The 15,869-nt window shown below is 67.8% G+C and carries 12 protein-coding genes; 6 read left to right on the forward strand and 6 right to left on the reverse strand.

Translation table 11 applies throughout. From position 1 onward, the window contains the following. Positions 1-84: 84 nt before the first annotated feature. From ArtHe_RS01260 to ArtHe_RS01270, 3 genes are read right to left on the reverse strand one after another with little or no spacing between them, the layout of a single operon-like run. Positions 85-1,143: an ABC transporter ATP-binding protein gene (locus ArtHe_RS01260; protein WP_248318395.1), complete on the reverse strand. Its 1,059-nt coding sequence runs from the start codon at positions 1,141-1,143 to the stop codon at positions 85-87. Continuing rightward, the gene (locus tag ArtHe_RS01265; protein WP_066302503.1) at positions 1,140-1,934 is read right to left on the reverse strand and encodes an ABC transporter permease; all 795 of its coding nucleotides are present in this window, start codon (positions 1,932-1,934) and stop codon (positions 1,140-1,142) included. The genes ArtHe_RS01260 and ArtHe_RS01265 overlap by 4 nt, the downstream gene beginning before the upstream one ends. A gap of 26 nt (positions 1,935-1,960) precedes the next feature. After that, a complete protein-coding gene (locus ArtHe_RS01270; protein WP_248318396.1) occupies positions 1,961-2,782 on the reverse strand; it encodes an ABC transporter permease in 822 nt (273 codons plus the stop codon). A gap of 229 nt (positions 2,783-3,011) precedes the next feature. Between ArtHe_RS01270 and ArtHe_RS01275 the strand changes: the two genes are divergently transcribed. Together ArtHe_RS01275 and ArtHe_RS01280 are read left to right on the forward strand one after the other, a co-directional pair. Beyond that, positions 3,012-3,995: a LacI family DNA-binding transcriptional regulator gene (locus ArtHe_RS01275; RefSeq protein WP_248318397.1), complete on the forward strand. Its 984-nt coding sequence runs from the start codon at positions 3,012-3,014 to the stop codon at positions 3,993-3,995. Between the two features lie 392 nt (positions 3,996-4,387). After that, on the forward strand, positions 4,388-7,243 hold the full coding sequence (locus tag ArtHe_RS01280; RefSeq protein WP_248318398.1) for a glycoside hydrolase family 3 C-terminal domain-containing protein: 2,856 nt from the start codon (positions 4,388-4,390) through the stop codon (positions 7,241-7,243). Between the two features lie 114 nt (positions 7,244-7,357). Here the strand turns inward: ArtHe_RS01280 and ArtHe_RS01285 are convergent, their stop codons facing one another. From ArtHe_RS01285 to ArtHe_RS01295, 3 genes are all read right to left on the reverse strand, one after another. Next, on the reverse strand, positions 7,358-8,359 hold the full coding sequence (locus ArtHe_RS01285; RefSeq protein ID WP_248318399.1) for a sugar phosphate isomerase/epimerase family protein: 1,002 nt from the start codon (positions 8,357-8,359) through the stop codon (positions 7,358-7,360). 28 nt (positions 8,360-8,387) lie between these two features. Beyond that, positions 8,388-9,578, reverse strand: a complete 1,191-nt coding sequence (locus ArtHe_RS01290; protein ID WP_248318400.1) for a Gfo/Idh/MocA family oxidoreductase — start codon at positions 9,576-9,578, stop codon at positions 8,388-8,390. Positions 9,579-9,677: 99 nt separating this feature from the next. Then, positions 9,678-10,724: a substrate-binding domain-containing protein gene (locus ArtHe_RS01295; RefSeq protein ID WP_248318401.1), complete on the reverse strand. Its 1,047-nt coding sequence runs from the start codon at positions 10,722-10,724 to the stop codon at positions 9,678-9,680. A gap of 162 nt (positions 10,725-10,886) precedes the next feature. Between ArtHe_RS01295 and ArtHe_RS01300 the strand changes: the two genes are divergently transcribed. From ArtHe_RS01300 to ArtHe_RS01315, 4 genes are all read left to right on the forward strand, one after another. After that, on the forward strand, positions 10,887-12,419 hold the full coding sequence (locus tag ArtHe_RS01300) for a sugar ABC transporter ATP-binding protein (protein WP_248318402.1): 1,533 nt from the start codon (positions 10,887-10,889) through the stop codon (positions 12,417-12,419). Positions 12,420-12,502: 83 nt separating this feature from the next. Beyond that, positions 12,503-13,471, forward strand: coding sequence for an ABC transporter permease (locus tag ArtHe_RS01305; RefSeq protein ID WP_248319626.1), 969 nt, complete (start codon positions 12,503-12,505; stop codon positions 13,469-13,471). A gap of 67 nt (positions 13,472-13,538) precedes the next feature. Beyond that, complete coding sequence (locus tag ArtHe_RS01310) at positions 13,539-14,726, forward strand: ROK family transcriptional regulator (protein ID WP_248318403.1); 1,188 nt, start codon at positions 13,539-13,541, stop codon at positions 14,724-14,726. Between the two features lie 81 nt (positions 14,727-14,807). Then, positions 14,808-15,779 (forward strand): D-2-hydroxyacid dehydrogenase, encoded by a 972-nt coding sequence (locus ArtHe_RS01315; protein WP_248318404.1) that lies wholly within the window; start codon positions 14,808-14,810, stop codon positions 15,777-15,779. Positions 15,780-15,869 lie beyond the last annotated feature (90 nt).

The following is a 15,869-nucleotide window of genomic DNA, read 5'->3' on the forward strand; positions in this document are numbered from 1 at the left end:
GGCAAGCGGAAATCTGGCAAATCTCTGGAAAAACCGGGACGACGACGGCGGCAGGTGCCGCCGTCGCGGTGAGTCACCGTCCCGCTAGGCGGCGGGCGACGGAGCGGTTGAAGAAGCAGTAACGGGGGAGGGGACGACGTCGTCGGGCAGGGACACGATGTCCCCGGCAGCCGCCGAAATGGTGACCGGGTCACCCGGGCGCAGCGCCGGAAGCGACGCGCTCTGCGAGTTGCGGTGCACTGCCACCTTCAGATCGTTGCCGCCGGCAGCGGCGGTGACAATTTCGTCGGTGCCGCGGTAGGCCACCGAGGTGACGACGGCGTCCAGCAGCACACCGCCGTCGGCCGCCGGCTGATCCGGAGCCACCAGGCGCAGGTGTTCGGGCCGGACAGTGACCAGGCCGCGGGCGGGCAGTTCCAGGAAGTTTTCGTAACCGAGGAAGTCGGCAACGAACCGGTTGCCGGGCCGGGTGAAGATCTCGGACGGGGAACCGGTCTGCTCGATCTTCCCGGCGCGCATCAGCACCATGGAGTCGGACATTTCCAGCGCTTCGTCCTGGTCGTGGGTGACCAGCACAACGGTCAGCCCGGTCTCGGACTGGATCCGGCGGATCTCGGCGCGCATCTGCACCCGCAGCCGGGCGTCGAGGTTGGAAAGGGGCTCATCGAGGAGCAGCAGCCGGGGCCGGATGGCGATCGCGCGCGCCAGCGCCACACGCTGCTGCTGGCCGCCGGAAAGGGCCTTGGGCTTGCGCTCGGCCAGGTGTCCCAGGCCCACCATGTCCAGGCATTCGGCGATCCGGGCCTTGCGCTCCGCGGCAGGCACCTTGCGCAGCTTCAGGCCGTAGCCGACGTTGTCCGCGATGGTCAGGTGCGGGAAGAGGGCGTAGGACTGGAAGACCATGCCCAGGTTCCGCTTCTCCGGCGGAAGCTTCGTGGCGTCCGAGCCGCCGATGATGATCTGCCCGGCAGTGGGCTGCAGGTAGCCGGCCAGCATGCGCAGGCTGGTGGTTTTGCCACAGCCGCTGGGACCGAGCAGGGTGGTCAGCTTCCCCTCCTCGATCTGCAGGTTGATGGAATCCACGGCCAGCGAACCGCCGTAGTTCTGGCTCACGTTCACGAATTCTGCTGCGGGCGTGCTCACGAGTTGATACCTCCGAAGATTTTGGCGAAGCCCACGGTCCGCTCGGCGATGATGGCGATGATTACCGTGCCGGCCATGATCAGCGTGGACATGGCGGCGATCATGGGGTCGTAGGACTGCTGGACGTAATCCAGCATGGTGATCGGGAAGGTGCTGAAATCCCGGCTTTGCAGCAGCAGGGATAGCGGGACGTTGTTGAACGAAGTGATAAAGCTCAGCAGCGCGGCGGAAATCAGGCCCGGCCGCATCAGCGGCAGCGTGACCGTCCGGAACGTGTGCAGCGGTGTGGCACCCAGGCCGCGGGCGGCGTCTTCAATGCTGAGGTCGCTGAGCACCAGCGTGGAGCCGGTGACCCTGACGGTGTAAGGCATCAGGATGACCACATGGCCGATCAGCAGCACCCAGAAGGTATCCGCGCGCAGGGTGATGACCAGCTGCTGGTACAGCGCCAGCCCGATCACCAGCTCCGGCACGATCAGCGGAGAGGCAAAGAAGGTCTGGATGGCGGACTTGCCGGCCAGCTTGCTGCGCGCAATGGCCAGGGCCACCGGAACGCCAAGCAGCAGCGCCAGGACGGTGGACACCACGGCCAGCAGCAGCGAGGAGGTCAGGGACTCCATAAACGGACCGTAGGAGAGGGCCTTTTCGAACCACTGCAGCGAGAATCCGGTGGGCGGGAACGCCAGCGTGCGTCCAGCGGTGAAGGACGTCATCACCACGAACAGGATCGGAACGATCATCACGACGTAGCCGATGACGGCAAGGGCTAGCAGGACGGGACGGGTTTTCATGCTGCGGGTTTTCATACGGTGGGTTTTCAATCGACCCTGCCCTTTCGCGAGCCGAGCACAGCGGAGAGTCCGGAGACCAGGAACACCAGCACCGTCATAATCAGCGCGGTGGCCGAGGCCGCCTGCCAGTCAACGGTCACCGAGGAGTAGGTGAAGAGCTGGGTGGAGAGCACCCGCTGGCCGGTTCCGCCGAGCAGGTATGGCGTGGTGTAGGCGGTGGCCGCACCCGCGAACACCAGTGTGGCGGCGACGACGATGCCGGGCAGGGACAGCGGAACGACAATGCTCCACAGCGTGCGGGTACGGGTGGCACCCAGGCCGCGGGCGGCGTCGTCCAGGTTGCGGTCCACCTGCGCGATGGCCGAGTAAATGGTGATGATCGCCAGCGGCAGGAACAGCTGCAGCATGCCCAGGATCACGGCCAGCGGCGTGTAGAGCAGCTGCGGGCCGCGTTCGCTGAGGCCCAGGGCGACAATCAGCTGGCCGACGGCGCCGTTGCTGCCCAGGATGACCAGCCAGCCGAAGGTGCGGACCACGTTGCTCAGCAGCAGCGGGAAGATCGCCAGGGCCAGCCAGACGCCGGCGAACCGGGAGTTGGAGCGGGCCAGCAGGAACGCGATCGGGAAGCCCAGGACGATGCACAGGCCGGTGACGGTCAGCCCGTAGAGCAGGGTCCGGCCGATGATCGCCAGGTCATACGGGTCGCCGAGCATCTGCCAGAGCCGGCTGAGGACCTCGGCCGGGCCGGAGCCGGGCGGGCTGAAGATCATGATCAGCGCGGGGATGGCGAATCCCAGCACCAGCACAACGGCTCCCGGCGCAATCAGGAGCTTGGGTCTGCGCAGCATACGGCGTTATCCCCGAATCAATATGGGCGGACCGGTTCGGCCAGGCAGACGAATCGATCAAACGGACAAACGATCAAAACGGTTATCAACCGCGTGAATGAAACCGGTTGTGGAACCGATTGCACCTTACCCTAGTAGGATCGTGTTTCCGGTTTGTTAACCGGCTTCACATGCGGCACACGCCACCCACCCGGCGGTAGAGTTACGCGCTAGGGAAATAGGGGGAACCATGGCAACACTGGACGACGTCGCCGCGCTGGCAGGCGTGTCCAAGGCGACCGCTTCCCGCGCCCTGGGCCGGCCGGAACTGGTGGCCCGCGAGACCATCGAACGGGTCCGGGCCGCTTCCGACTCCCTTGGCTTCCAGCCCAGCCGCATCGCCCGCGCCCTGGCCCGGGGCCGCACCGGGCTGCTGGCCCTGGTGGTCCCGAGCCTGCAGAACACCTTCTTCGCTCCGATCATCGAGGGCGCGCAGGCAGCGGCGGAGGAATCCGGCAACCACCTCACCATCGCCGTCAGCGGTTTGGCCTCCCCGGCAGACCAGCGCGGCATCGACCGGCTCGCCGGGCAGGTGGACGGGCTGATCCTCAACGCCTCCCAGGCCAGCCAGGACATGGTGCGCCACGCCGAGTCCCTGGCCCCCACCGTGCTGATCGAGCGCGAAGTTCCCGGCATGCCCTCCGTCGTGGCAGACACTGCGGAAGCGTTCGGCCGGCTGGCCGGGGAACTCGCGGACCGCGGCCACACCCGGATCGCCTACGTCGGCGGGCCCGGGGGTTCCTGGCCGGACAGCATGCGCACCCGTGCCATCACGCAGGCGCTGGCCGGCAGAGCGGAGCTGACCGTGCTGGGTCCGCTGCCGCCGCTCGCGGAAAGCGGCATCCGGCTGGTCGACGACGTCCTTGCCTCCGGAGCCACCGCCGTCCTGGTATATGCCTCCCCGATCGCCCTGGGCCTCATGTATGCCCTGCGGCTGCGCGGATTCGCCGTGCCGCAGGACCTGGTGGTCAGCGGTGATTCCCGGATCGCCCGTGCCCTGGGCTCCGCCGGCGTCCCCTCCGTGGACGTGGACGGCATCCAGATCGGCCGGCAGGCTGTGGAGATGCTGCTGCACCTGCTGGAGCAGCGCGGTCTGCAGGACCGCGGGCTTGAGGTTCCCGGGCTGGCGAGCCCGGAGCAGCGCCGGCTTGCGGTGCCGATTCACTGGTCCTAGTTTCCGGGGCGCCCGCACACCCAATCACGCCCCAAAACCCCGCCGCCGGGCAACCTCGGTTGACCGGTTCGGGACCCACTCATACCGTCCTTCCTGCACCCGCCGATCAGCATGAGGGATCGGAGGGAGCCGCGGTGGGAACACCCAAGCTGGGGGAAGGCCAATGCCTGTCAGAAGCCGAGGTGCCCCCGCCGTGCATCACCCGCACAGGTCACACTGCGGAGTCCGAGCGGTAGCCGCCGCGCCCAGGGGGTGAACGCGGCCCGTATGAGGGAACCACCATGCAGCGAAAAAGCAGAGTCAGCACTCCACCCTTGCATCGCATCCAAACCAGCCGCATCCCCCGACGACGAAACCCCAGACATCGAATACTCACCAAGGGGATCGCCGTTTTGGCGGGAACCCTGCTCGCCACCACAAGTTTCCTGCCGCCGGCCGGTGCTGTCGGACTTCCGGATTCGGAGTCCGCGGCGGAGGACCAAGCTGCGGCGGCCCAGATTCCCGCCGATGCCCCGGCCCCGGCCCAGGACCAGCCGTGGCTGGACCCCAGCCTGCCGCCGGAGGAACGCGCGGACCTTCTGATCGCGGTGATGACGCTGGAGCAGAAAGTCACGCTGCTGATCCAAAGCGGCGGGCCCGGGCTGCCGGAACTGGGCATCCCGCCGATCCGCAGCAAGGACGGCTGCTGCGGGCTGGCGCTGGAATCGACCCCGACGACGGCGCTTCCGGTCGGTGTCGGACTGGCCTCCACCTTTAATCCCAAGCTGGCCCAGGCCTACGGGCACGTCTCCGGCGAAGAGGCCCGGACCACCGGCTACAACGCGATTGCCGGGCCGACCATGGACCTGGTCCGCACCCCGTATAACGGGCGGATGTGGGAAGACCTGGGGGAGGATCCGCTGCTGAGCGGGGACACCGCCACCAACCAGGTGATCGGTGAACAGGATGCCCAGGTGTCCGCCCTGGTGAAGCACTACAACCTGAACAACTTCGAAACCCGGCGCGGCCACGTGGACGTGCAGGTGGACGAACGCACCCTGCAGGAGACCTACACCCGGCCCTGGGCCAGCGTGATCCAGGACGGCAACGCCGGAGCGGTGATGTGCTCCTTTAATAAGGTCAACGGCGAATATGCCTGCGGCAATGACACCCTGCTGAACCAGGTCCTCAAGAGCCAGCTCGGCTTCCAGGGCTTCGTCTCCTCCGACTTCAACGCCGCCCACAGCTTCGCCGACTACGCCGCCGGGCTGGACGTATCCGGCCCGGGCGACGAATTCTCCGGCGACAACCTGCTGCAGGCGGTCCTGGACGGGACCGTACCGGAGGACCGGATTACCGACGCCGCCCGCCGGGTCGCGCTGACCATGTTCCAGTTCGGAATCGTGGACAACCCGCCGCCGGGATCCTTCGAGAACCCGCAGCCGGCCGAACCGCCCATTCCGGACACGATGCTGGACCAGCATGCCGGGGTCGCCGAGCAGGTCGCCGCACAGGCGGCGGTGCTGCTGAAGAACGACGGCGCCCTGCCGCTGGATGACGCGGTGCCGAGCGTCGGGCTGATCGGCGCGGACGTCGACTGGTACATCGACGGCGGCGGCAGCGGTGCCATTCCCAACCCGGCCCGGCTGACCACCATCCTGGACGGCATCACCGCCCGGGCAGGCGGCACCGTGACGACAGCAGCCGGGACAGATCCGGTGTCCCTGGCGGACACGATTCCGGGCCCTCCGCCGGTTCCCAGCGGAGTGCTCACCAACGTCAACGCCGAATACCGGCTGGGGCTGAACAACTTCGAAGGCGAGCCGGAATTGGCCCGCACCGAGGAACAGGTCAACCTGCGGACCGGCATCTCCAACGACACCATCAACACCTCCCAGGTCCCCGGCATCGGCCCGGTCCTGGCCTCCCAGCCGATCTCCGCGCGCTGGACCGGCTCGATCGTGGCCCCGGCCACGGCGCCGTACACCTTCTCGCTGACCAACCTGGGTGCCGCGCAGCTGTTCCTGGATGACCAGCAGGTCATCACCAACCCGGCGCCGACCCTGACCACCCAGGAAATCACGGTGGACCTCACTGCGGGCCAAACCCTGGCCGTGCGCATCGACTACACCACCGATGCGCCCAACCAGTTCAACGGCGGCCTGAACGACCAGCCCGGAGCGATGATCCGTTTCGGCTGGACTCCGCAGGAGGACGTGGTTGCTCCGGCCTTCGCCGAGGCGGTGGAGCTGGCCGCCAGCTCCAGCGTCGCCGTCGTGGTGGCCCGGGACTACACCGGTGAGGCCGCGGACCGCGGTTCGCTGACCCTGCCGCAGGACCAGGATCGGCTGATCAGCGCCGTCGCCGCCGTGAACCCGAACACCATTGTGGTGCTCGCGACCAGCGGCCCGGTGACCATGCCGTGGATCGACCAGGTGCCGGCGGTGCTGGAAACCTGGTACCCGGGCCAGAGCCAGGGCATTACGGTGGCAGGGCTGCTGTTCGGAGACATCAACCCCTCCGGCAAACTCCCCGTGACCTTCCCGGTCAGCGACGAGCAGGCCGTCACGGTCGGCCCGCCGAACCCGTTCGATCTGATCTCGATCGTGGATCCGGTGGTGCCTTACACCGAAGGGGTGTTCGTGGGCTACAAGGCGTATCTGGCCCAGGGGGCGGTGCCGCTGTTCCCCTTCGGCCACGGCCTGTCCTACACCGAGTTCGACTACGGCCGGCTGGACACCGGCCGCCGGGTGGATCCCGACGCCGAGGAGCCGAAGGCCTCCGTCTCGCTGAAGGTCCGGAACACCGGGCAGACCACGGGCCGGGAAACGGTGCAGGTGTACGTGGGCACCCTGCCCACCGAGGTGCCGACACCGCCCAAGCAGCTCGCCGGGTACGGCAGCATCACCCTCGCGCCGGGGGAGCGGGGCCGGCTGGAGATCCAGCTCGATCCGCGCTCGCTGCAGTACTGGGACGTGGAAACTGACGGCTGGGTCACTCCCACCGGCAGGGTCCCGATCTACGTTGGCAGTTCCGTCGAGGACATCCGGCTGGAAGGCTACATCACCATCGGCTGCGACCGGCCGGGCCATGGCAAGCACGAACACAGCCACGGCCATGGGCACGGCAAGGGCCACGGTGAACGGGCTGACTGGGACCGCGGACACTGGGGCCACCAGGGTAACCGGGGGCACCAGGCCAACTGGGGACGGGGCGACGACGGCGGACGCCAGCACTGGGCCTCCTACCGGGGCAACTCCCGCCGCTAGGGGCTATGACCAGCTAGCAGCTGCCAGTTGGTCATAGCCGCCGGCTGGCAGCACGAAAGGAGGGACCCGGCGTCACATCGATGGCGCCGGGTCCCTCCCTTCAGTGCGAGGAAGTCAGCGGGAGGAGAAGGCAGCGTCGAAGGCAGCCTGCGGCGGATCGAGGGCCAGGGACCGCACGAACGCCAGGGCCTCCGGCGCTCCCACCAGGCGGTCCATGCCGGCGTCCTCCCATTCCACGGACACCGGCCCCTCGTAGCCGATGCTGTTGAGCATCCGGAACGCGTCCTCCCAGGGCACGTCGCCGTGACCGGTGGAGACGAAGTCCCAGCCGCGCCGCGGGTCGGCCCAGGGCAGGTGGGAGCCGAGCCGGCCGTTGCGCCCGTTGCCCATGCGCTTCTTCGTGTCCTTGCAGTCCACGTGGTAAATCCGGTCCTGGAAGTCCCAGAGGAAGCTGACCGGATCCAGGTCCTGCCAGACGAAGTGGCTGGGATCCCAGTTCAGCCCGAACGCCGGCCGGTGGCCGATCGCTTCCAGGGCCCGCTGGGTGGTCCAGTAGTCGTAGGCGATTTCGCTGGGATGGACCTCATGCGCGAACCGCACGCCCACCTCGTCGAAGACATCCAGGATGGGGTTCCAGCGGTCGGCGAAGTCCTGGTAGCCGGCGTCGATGGCCGCCGCGGACACCGGCGGGAACATCGCCACGTATTTCCAGATGGAGGAACCGGTGAACCCGATGACCGTCTTCACGTCCAGGGCCGCGGCCAGCCGGGCGGTGTGCTTCATTTCCTCCGCGGCCCGCTGCCGGACCCCTTCGGGTTCACCGTCGCCCCAGACCCGGTCCGGGAGGATGTCCCGGTGGCGCTGGTCGATCGGATCGTCGCAGACGGCCTGGCCTTTGAGGTGGTTGGAAATCGCGTACACGCTGAGGTTGTACTTTTCCAGGATCGCCAACCGGCCCTGGAGGTAGGACTCGTCATCCCAGCGCCAGGGATCCAGATGGTCTCCCCAGCAGGCGATTTCCAGGCCGTCGTAGCCCCAGCCGGACGCGAGCCGGGCCACTTCCTCCAGGGGCAGGTCGGCCCACTGGCCGGTGAACAGGGTGACTGGGCGGGACATAAGAACTCCTTGCGTAAGCGGGAAGGGGCTACTGCACCGGGGTCCAGACGCTGGACTTGCCGGAACTGCGGGAAACGGCGTCGAGCACCTGCTGGACCTGGAACCCGTCAGCGAACGACGGCGCGGGCTGGGTTCCAGCGGCAATGGCCTCCACGAAGTCCTTGGCCTGGTGGACAAAACCGTGCTCATAGCCCAGGGAATGGCCGGCCGGCCACCACGCGGAGACATACGGATGCACGGGTTCGGTGACCATGATCCGCGTGAAGCCCTGCCTCGCGGGCGGGGCGGTGTAGTCGTAGAAGTCCAGGAAATTCAGGTCCTCCAGGTCAAAGCTCACGGCGCCCAGGCTGCCCGAGACCTCCAGCCGCAGGGAATTCTTGCGGCCGGTGGCCATCCGGCTGGCCTCGAAGGAGCCGAGCACGCCGTCTCCGAAGCGGCCGCTGAAGTAGGCGGCATCATCCACCGTGACCGGTCCGCGCTCGCCGGTGCCTGCGGCCGCGCCCAGGCCCGTGCTTCCGGGAACGGCGGCGCCGGCCGGCAGCGGGCGGGTAGCCACCAGGGTTTCGAGGGTTCCACTGACTTCGGTGAGCTGCTGGCCGGTCACGTACTGGGCCAGGTCCACGGCGTGGGCGCCAAGGTCACCGAGGACACCGGAGCCGGCCTGCTCCCGGTCCAGCCGCCAGGTCAGCGGCGCCTCGGCGTCCACCAGCCAGTCCTGCAGATAAGCGGCCCGCACCTGCCGTACGGTGCCGATGGCGCCGGCTGCCACCAGGTCCCGGGCGTGTGCTGCGGCCGGGAGCCGGCGGTAAGTGAACCCCACCATCGCCCGGGTGCCGTGGGCAGCTGCCCGGGCGGCGGCGTCGGCCATTTCCTGCGCTTCCTGGACCGTGTTGGCCAGCGGTTTCTCACACAGCACGTGCTTGCCCGCCTGCAGTGCGGCGATGGCGATCTGCGCGTGGGAGGCGCCCGGCGTGACGATGTCGACGACGTCGATGTCCTCCCGCTGCACGGCTTCCTCCCAGTCCGTGGAGGTTTGCTCCCAGCCCCATTTCCGGGCGGAGGCTTCCGTGCGGGCGGCATCCCTGCCCACCAGCAGCGTCATCCGGGGCTGGCGCGGGAGATCGAAGAACCTTCCAGCAACCCGCCACGCCTGGGAATGGGCTGCGCCCATAAATCCGTGGCCTATCAGCGCCACCCGCAGTGGCTTTTCGACGTCCATCTTTTCTCCTTGCTTCCGCGGACTTCCCGCTGTTGTTCTCCGGGGGCGTGGGTTGGGCCGGGAGGGCGCCCCGGGTCAGGGCGCCCTCCCGGCCGGGACCTACGACTCGAACGCGGTGGGAAGGTACTTCTCCACGTTCTCGCTGGTGACCACGGGTGCGTTCAGGACAATCCGGTTGGGGACCTCGATCTCCACCAGATCACTCATGGCCTTGTCCTGAACCACCAGCCGGGCCAGCCGGATGCCGTCCGCGGCCTGGGTGGAGGGATAGATGATCGTTGCCTTGAGCACGCCGTCGCCGGCCTGGATTTCCCGCATCGCGTTGGCGGAGCCTGCCCCGCCGACCATGATGAACTCGTCCCGCCCGGCGGCGTCAATGGCGGCCAGGACACCGATGCCCTGATCGTCGTCGTGGTTCCAGAGCGCATCAATCTCCGGGGCGGCCGCGAGCAATTGTGAAGTAGCAGCCTCCCCGCCCTGGACAGTGAAGTCGGCTGCGACCCGGTTGGTGACCTCCAGTCCGCAGCCCTCCAGCGCGTCCTTGAACCCGGCGCTGCGGTCCTGGGTGAGTGGCAGCGAGTCGATGCCGGCGATTTCCGCCACCACGGCGTCGGGCTGGTCGCCCAGCTGCTCGCAGATATACGTTCCGGCGCTGACACCCATGCCGTAGTTGTCGCCGAGGACGGTGGCGCGCGCGGCGAAGGGGCTGGAGAACTCCCGGTCCACGTTGATCACCGGAATGCCGGCTTCCATAGCCCGGGTGGCGACGTCGGTCAGTGCGGCGCCGTCGGTGGGCAGCAGGACAATGGCGTCCACGCCCTCGTTGATGAACTGCTCCACCTGGCTGATCTGGAGATTGGCGTCGTTGGTGCCCTCCGCCACCCGCAGTTCAACGTCCGGGAGCTTCTCCGCTTCGGCGAGGGCCGCGGAGTTGATGGCTCCGAGCCAGCCGTGGTCGGCAGCCGGACCGGAGAAACCGATAACAACGGTGTCGCCCTCGGCCTGGTTGCCTTCCACTGAATTGTTGGTCGGGTCGCTGCTGGTCTCTTCGCCGCTGGAACATCCGGTGAGGACGAGCCCGCCGACGGCGATGAACACCGCGGTGGTTACGAGCTGCCTCCGGCCCGACATGCGTGCTGCCTGCATGGTTTTCTCCTCCGTTGATGGGGTCTTGCACGTCCAGAAGAGGCAAGCAGGCACTGTTCCGCACCCCGCACCTCATCGTGATGGCCGTCACACTAACAGAAGTCCGCCGAAAAAACTGCAAGATACTACTGGTCATCGACATAAGTGTGTATGCTCCCTTCCATGTCGACGGCCAGCGCTGCCCCAACACCCGTAAAGCCGCTGCTTGTTGTGCGGAATCTCAGCAAGAGCTTCGCTGGAGTCCGGGCGCTGCAGGGGGTTGATCTGGAGGTGCTCCCGGGGGAGGTGCACTGCGTGCTGGGCCAGAACGGCGCCGGAAAGTCCACGCTGATCAAAGCGCTTTCCGGTGTGCACCAGCCCGACGGCGGGGAGATCCGCTGGGAGGGCGAGCCCGTGGACCTGGCCTCGCCCACGGCGGCGCTGGACCTGGGGATTGCCACCATGTACCAGGAGCTGGACGTGGTGGGCGGGCTGAACGTTACGGAGAACATCTTCCTGGGCCACGAAAATGCCCGCGGGGGAGTGCTGCGGGTCAGGGATGCCCGGCAGGAGACCCGCACCCTGCTGCAGCGGCTGGGCCACCAGGAGCTTTCGCCGGGCACGGAAGTGGGCAGCCTCTCCGCCGCCGGCAAGCAGATTGTCAGCCTGGCCCGGGCGCTGTCCCGCAATGCCCGCCTGATCATCATGGACGAGCCAAGCGCCATCCTGGACTCCGGGGAAGTCTCGAACCTGTTCCGGGTGATCCGACAGCTCACCGCCCAAGGCATCGCGATCGTCTACATTTCGCACCGGCTGGAGGAGATTGACCAGATCGGCAGCCGGATCACCGTGATCAAGGACGGCCGCAGCACCGCCTCCTCGCTGCCGGTGAAATCAGTGTCCCGCGGTGACCTGGTCCGGCTGATGACCGGACGCGAAACCACCAACGTGTATCCGCCCCGGGAACCGGTGCCGGCTGAGGCGCCGGTGCTGCTCCAGGTACAGGATCTGGGCCTGTCCGGGTCTTTCCAGGACATCAGCTTTTCCGTCCGGGCCGGGGAGATTCTGGGCCTGGCCGGACTGGTGGGGTCGGGCCGCTCGGAAATCCTGGAAACCATCTACGGTGCCCGCAAAGCCAGCACCGGCAGCGTATCGGTCCAGGGCAGGCAGCTGCGGCCAGGCTCAGTGCGGGCCGCCACCAACGCGGGCATGGGATTGTCCCCGGAAGAACGGAAAAGCCAGGGCCTGCTCCTGGAAGAACCGATCTACAAGAACGCCACGCTCTCCACCTTCGCCCGGTTTGCCCGCCGCGGGCTGCTGAACGAACGGGCCGAGAAACAGGCGGCCCGGGAACAGGCCACGGCCCTTCATCTGACGCCGGCGGATCCGGACCGCCCGGCCAGGACCCTCTCGGGCGGCAACCAGCAAAAGGTGCTGCTGGCCCGCTGGCTGATCCACGGGACCCGGATCCTGCTGCTGGACGAGCCCACCCGCGGCGTGGACGTGGGCGCCAAAGCCGAAATCTACTCACTGATCCGCAAACTCGCAGCTGAAGGCGTGGCCATCGTGGTGGTCTCCAGCGAGATTGAGGAGGTCATCGGCCTGGCCGACCGGGTGCTGGTCCTCGACGCCGGCCGGAGCCTGGCACTGAGAGACGCCGCCGACATTGATGAGCACGGTGTGCTCGACCTCGTCCTGAAAGGAAACGCCTCGTGAGCGAGAACAACACAACAACGCTGGAACCGCCTCCCAGCGGGGAGGACGCACCGGCGGAGGCCAGCCGCGGGGGATGGCGCCGGATACTGGGTGGGTCGGGCGCCCGGAGCCTGGGCCTGGTCATCGCGCTGGCCCTGCTGGTGGCGGTTGGTGCGGCCACCAGCGGCTCCCAATTCATGAGCGTCAACAACATGCTGACCATCCTGAGCTACGGCTCCATCCTTGGGGTCATCTGCATCGGCATGACCTTTGTGATCACCGCCGGCGGCATCGACCTCTCGGTCGGCTCGGTCATGGGACTGACCACGGTGGTGGCGACCCTGACCTCCGTCCAGCTGGCTGCGGAGAACAGCAGCTGGCTGCTGATGGTCGTAGTGGCCCTCGCCGTCGGCGCCCTGGCAGGACTGGTCAACGGCACCATCATCGCCTACGGCAACGTCGTGGCTTTTATCGCCACCCTGGCCATGCTGGTCGCCGCGCGGGGCCTCGCGGAACTGATCTCCGGCCGGAGGACGCAGATTGTCACCGAACGGGACTTCCTGGCGGTGCTGCGCTCCAATGTGCTGGGTGTTCCGCTGCTGATCTGGATCTTCGCGGTTGTGGCCGCCATCGGCTGGTTCCTGCTCAACCGCACCACCTTCGGCCGCCGGACGGTGGCGATCGGCGGGAACCTGGAAGCCGCCCGGCTCGCAGGCATCAAGGTCAAACGGCACATCGTCTGGCTGTATATCCTCTCCGGCCTCACTGCCGGCATTGCCGGAATCATGATGATGGCGCGCACCACCGCAGGCACCTCAACACACGGCCTCTACTACGAACTCGACGCCATCGCCGCGGTGGTGGTGGGCGGCACGCTGCTGGTCGGCGGCCGGGGAACCATCGTGGGCACGGTCCTGGGGGTGCTGCTCTTCAGCACCCTCACCAATGTGTTTACCCAGAACAACCTGGACACCTCGGTGCAGGCCGTCACCAAGGGGGCGATCATTGTGCTGGCCGTGCTGCTGCAGCAAAAGTTCGCGGTCCGGGGAACCCGGCGCAAGGGCGCGCTATGACACTCCGGCGGACACGGTGCGGCCGTTGGCGGCGGAGTTCCGCCGATCCCTATGCTTCAATTGCCCAGTGGTCGATCTAAGGAAGAACACGCCCTCCTCCGGCGTCAGCGAACTGTTCCAGCTGCTGCGTGACGGCCAGCCCCGCACCCGCAGTGAACTGGCCGAGCTGGTGGGAGCGGCCCGGTCCACCATCGCGCTGCGCGTTGATTCGCTGATCGATCTGGGACTGGTAGCTCCGGTGGAGGACGCCGCCTCAACCGGCGGACGCCCGTCAGCCCAGATTGCGATGCAGGCCGGCAAACTGGTGGTCCTGGGCGTCGACGTCGGCGCGTCCCACCTGCGGGTGGGGGTGGCTGATCTTTCCGGCACCGCCCTCGCGGACGCCACCCGCGGGCTGCTGGTCAGCGAAGGCCCGGAAACTGTCCTGGACACGGTGGTGGAACTGGGCAGCGCCCTGCTCCAGCAGCTGGGGCGTTCCGGCCGTGATCTCCTGGCTGTCGGCGTCGGGCTGCCCGGACCCGTGGAATACAGTACGGGCCGGCCGATCAATCCGCCCATCATGCCCGGCTGGCACGGTTTTGACGTTGCCGCCTATCTGGGGGACCACTTCGGTGTGCCGGTACTGGTGGACAACGATGTGAACGTGATGTCGATGGGGGAGCGGGAGGCCGCCTGGCCCGACGTCGAGAACCTGATTTTCGTCAAAGTCGCCACCGGCATCGGCGCGGGAATCATCTGCAACGGCGCACTGCTCCGCGGCGCGGACGGGGTGGCCGGGGACATTGGCCATATCCGGGTGCCCAACGGAGCCGATCTGCTGTGCCGGTGCGGGAACTTCGGCTGCTTGGAAGCGCTCGCATCCGGGCCGGCGGTGGCACGGAAACTGCGGGACGCGGGCCTGCCCGCGGAGGACGGCCCGGACGTCGTCGCGCTGGTGGCCCAGGGCGAACGGGAGGCAGTGCACGCCGTCCGGCAGGCCGGGCGCGACGTCGGTGCGGTCCTGTCCGCGTGCCTGAGCATGATGAACCCGTCAGTGATCGTCATCGGCGGCTCGATGGCACTCACCGGAGAGCACTTTATTGCCGGGGTGCGGGAGGTCATTTACTCCCGGACTATGCCCCTGGCCACGCAGCACCTGCAGATTGTGCAGTCCGCCTCCGGGCTCGACGCCGGGATGCTGGGCGCCAGCATGCTCGCCATCCACCACGCGCTCTCGCCGCAGAGCATCGACGGGATGCTGGCCGCGCGGGTCTGAGCAGCCTGGCCCTGTGGGACTGGAGCGCCTGACGGCGTAACGGATGCACGGATCGGCGCCGGAATCACCTAGCCTGAGCGCATGCCCAAACCTGTCCTCACCATCCTTGCCGGGTCCCGCCCGGTCACCGGACTTGAGCAGATCGAAGCGCTCGCAGACGTCCGCCTGGTCTCCGGTTCCGCGGAGCTCGCCGCAGCGCTGTCCGGCACCGAAATCCTGTACCTGTGGGACTACTTTGCCGACGGACTGCGGGAGAACTGGTCCCGTGCGGACTCGCTGAAGTGGATCCATGTTCCGGCCGCCGGCGTGGACAGGCTGCTCTTCCCGGAACTGGCTGCCTCGGAGGTCACCGTGACCAACGCCCGCGGTATTTTCGATGCGGCGATGGCCGAGTACGCCCTCGCCGGCATCCTCCACTTCGCCAAGAACTTCCCGCAGGCTTCCCGAAACCAGCGGGACCGCCGCTGGCAGTACTTTCCCACCGCCAATCTGGCCGGCAGCCGGGCCTTGATCGCCGGCACGGGCAGCATCGGGCGGACCACCGCACGGCTGCTGCGCGCCGTCGGAATCGAAGCCGACGGGCTGGGCCGGACCGCCCGGGCCGGGGATGCCGACTTCGCGGCGATCCACGCCAGCCCGGACTTTGCCTCCGTGGCCGGGAACTACGACTTCGTGGTCCTCGCCGCGCCGCTCACCCCGGACACCCGGCAGATGCTGAACCGGGAGGTGCTTATGGCCATGCGTCCGACGGCGGTGCTCGTGAACATGGGCCGCGGCGAACTGGCGGACCAGGAGGCCCTGACACGGGCGCTGGAGGCCAAGGACATCGCCGGGGCGGTGCTGGACGTGACCGATCCCGAACCACTGCCCGCCTCGGACCCGCTCTGGGGCCTGGACAACGTGCTGATCACCCCGCACCTCTCCGGCGATTCCCAAACCCATCTGCCCGCCCTCGCCGCCCAGTTCGAAGCCAACCTCACCGCGTACCTCCAGGGCCGCGCTCCGGCGAACGTGGTGGATAAGGGCCTGGGCTTCGTGGCCTCGGGGGCTTAGGGCCCAGCCCGCCCAGCCCGCTCAGTCCAGGCCAGCCCGTCCAGGCCAGCCCGTCCAGCCAGCCCAGCCAGCCCAGGCCCTCCGCCCGTC

Origin of the sequence: Arthrobacter sp. Helios, assembly GCF_023167125.1 — a bacterium.
In the GTDB taxonomy this organism is placed as follows: domain Bacteria; phylum Actinomycetota; class Actinomycetes; order Actinomycetales; family Micrococcaceae; genus Arthrobacter_B; species Arthrobacter_B luteolus.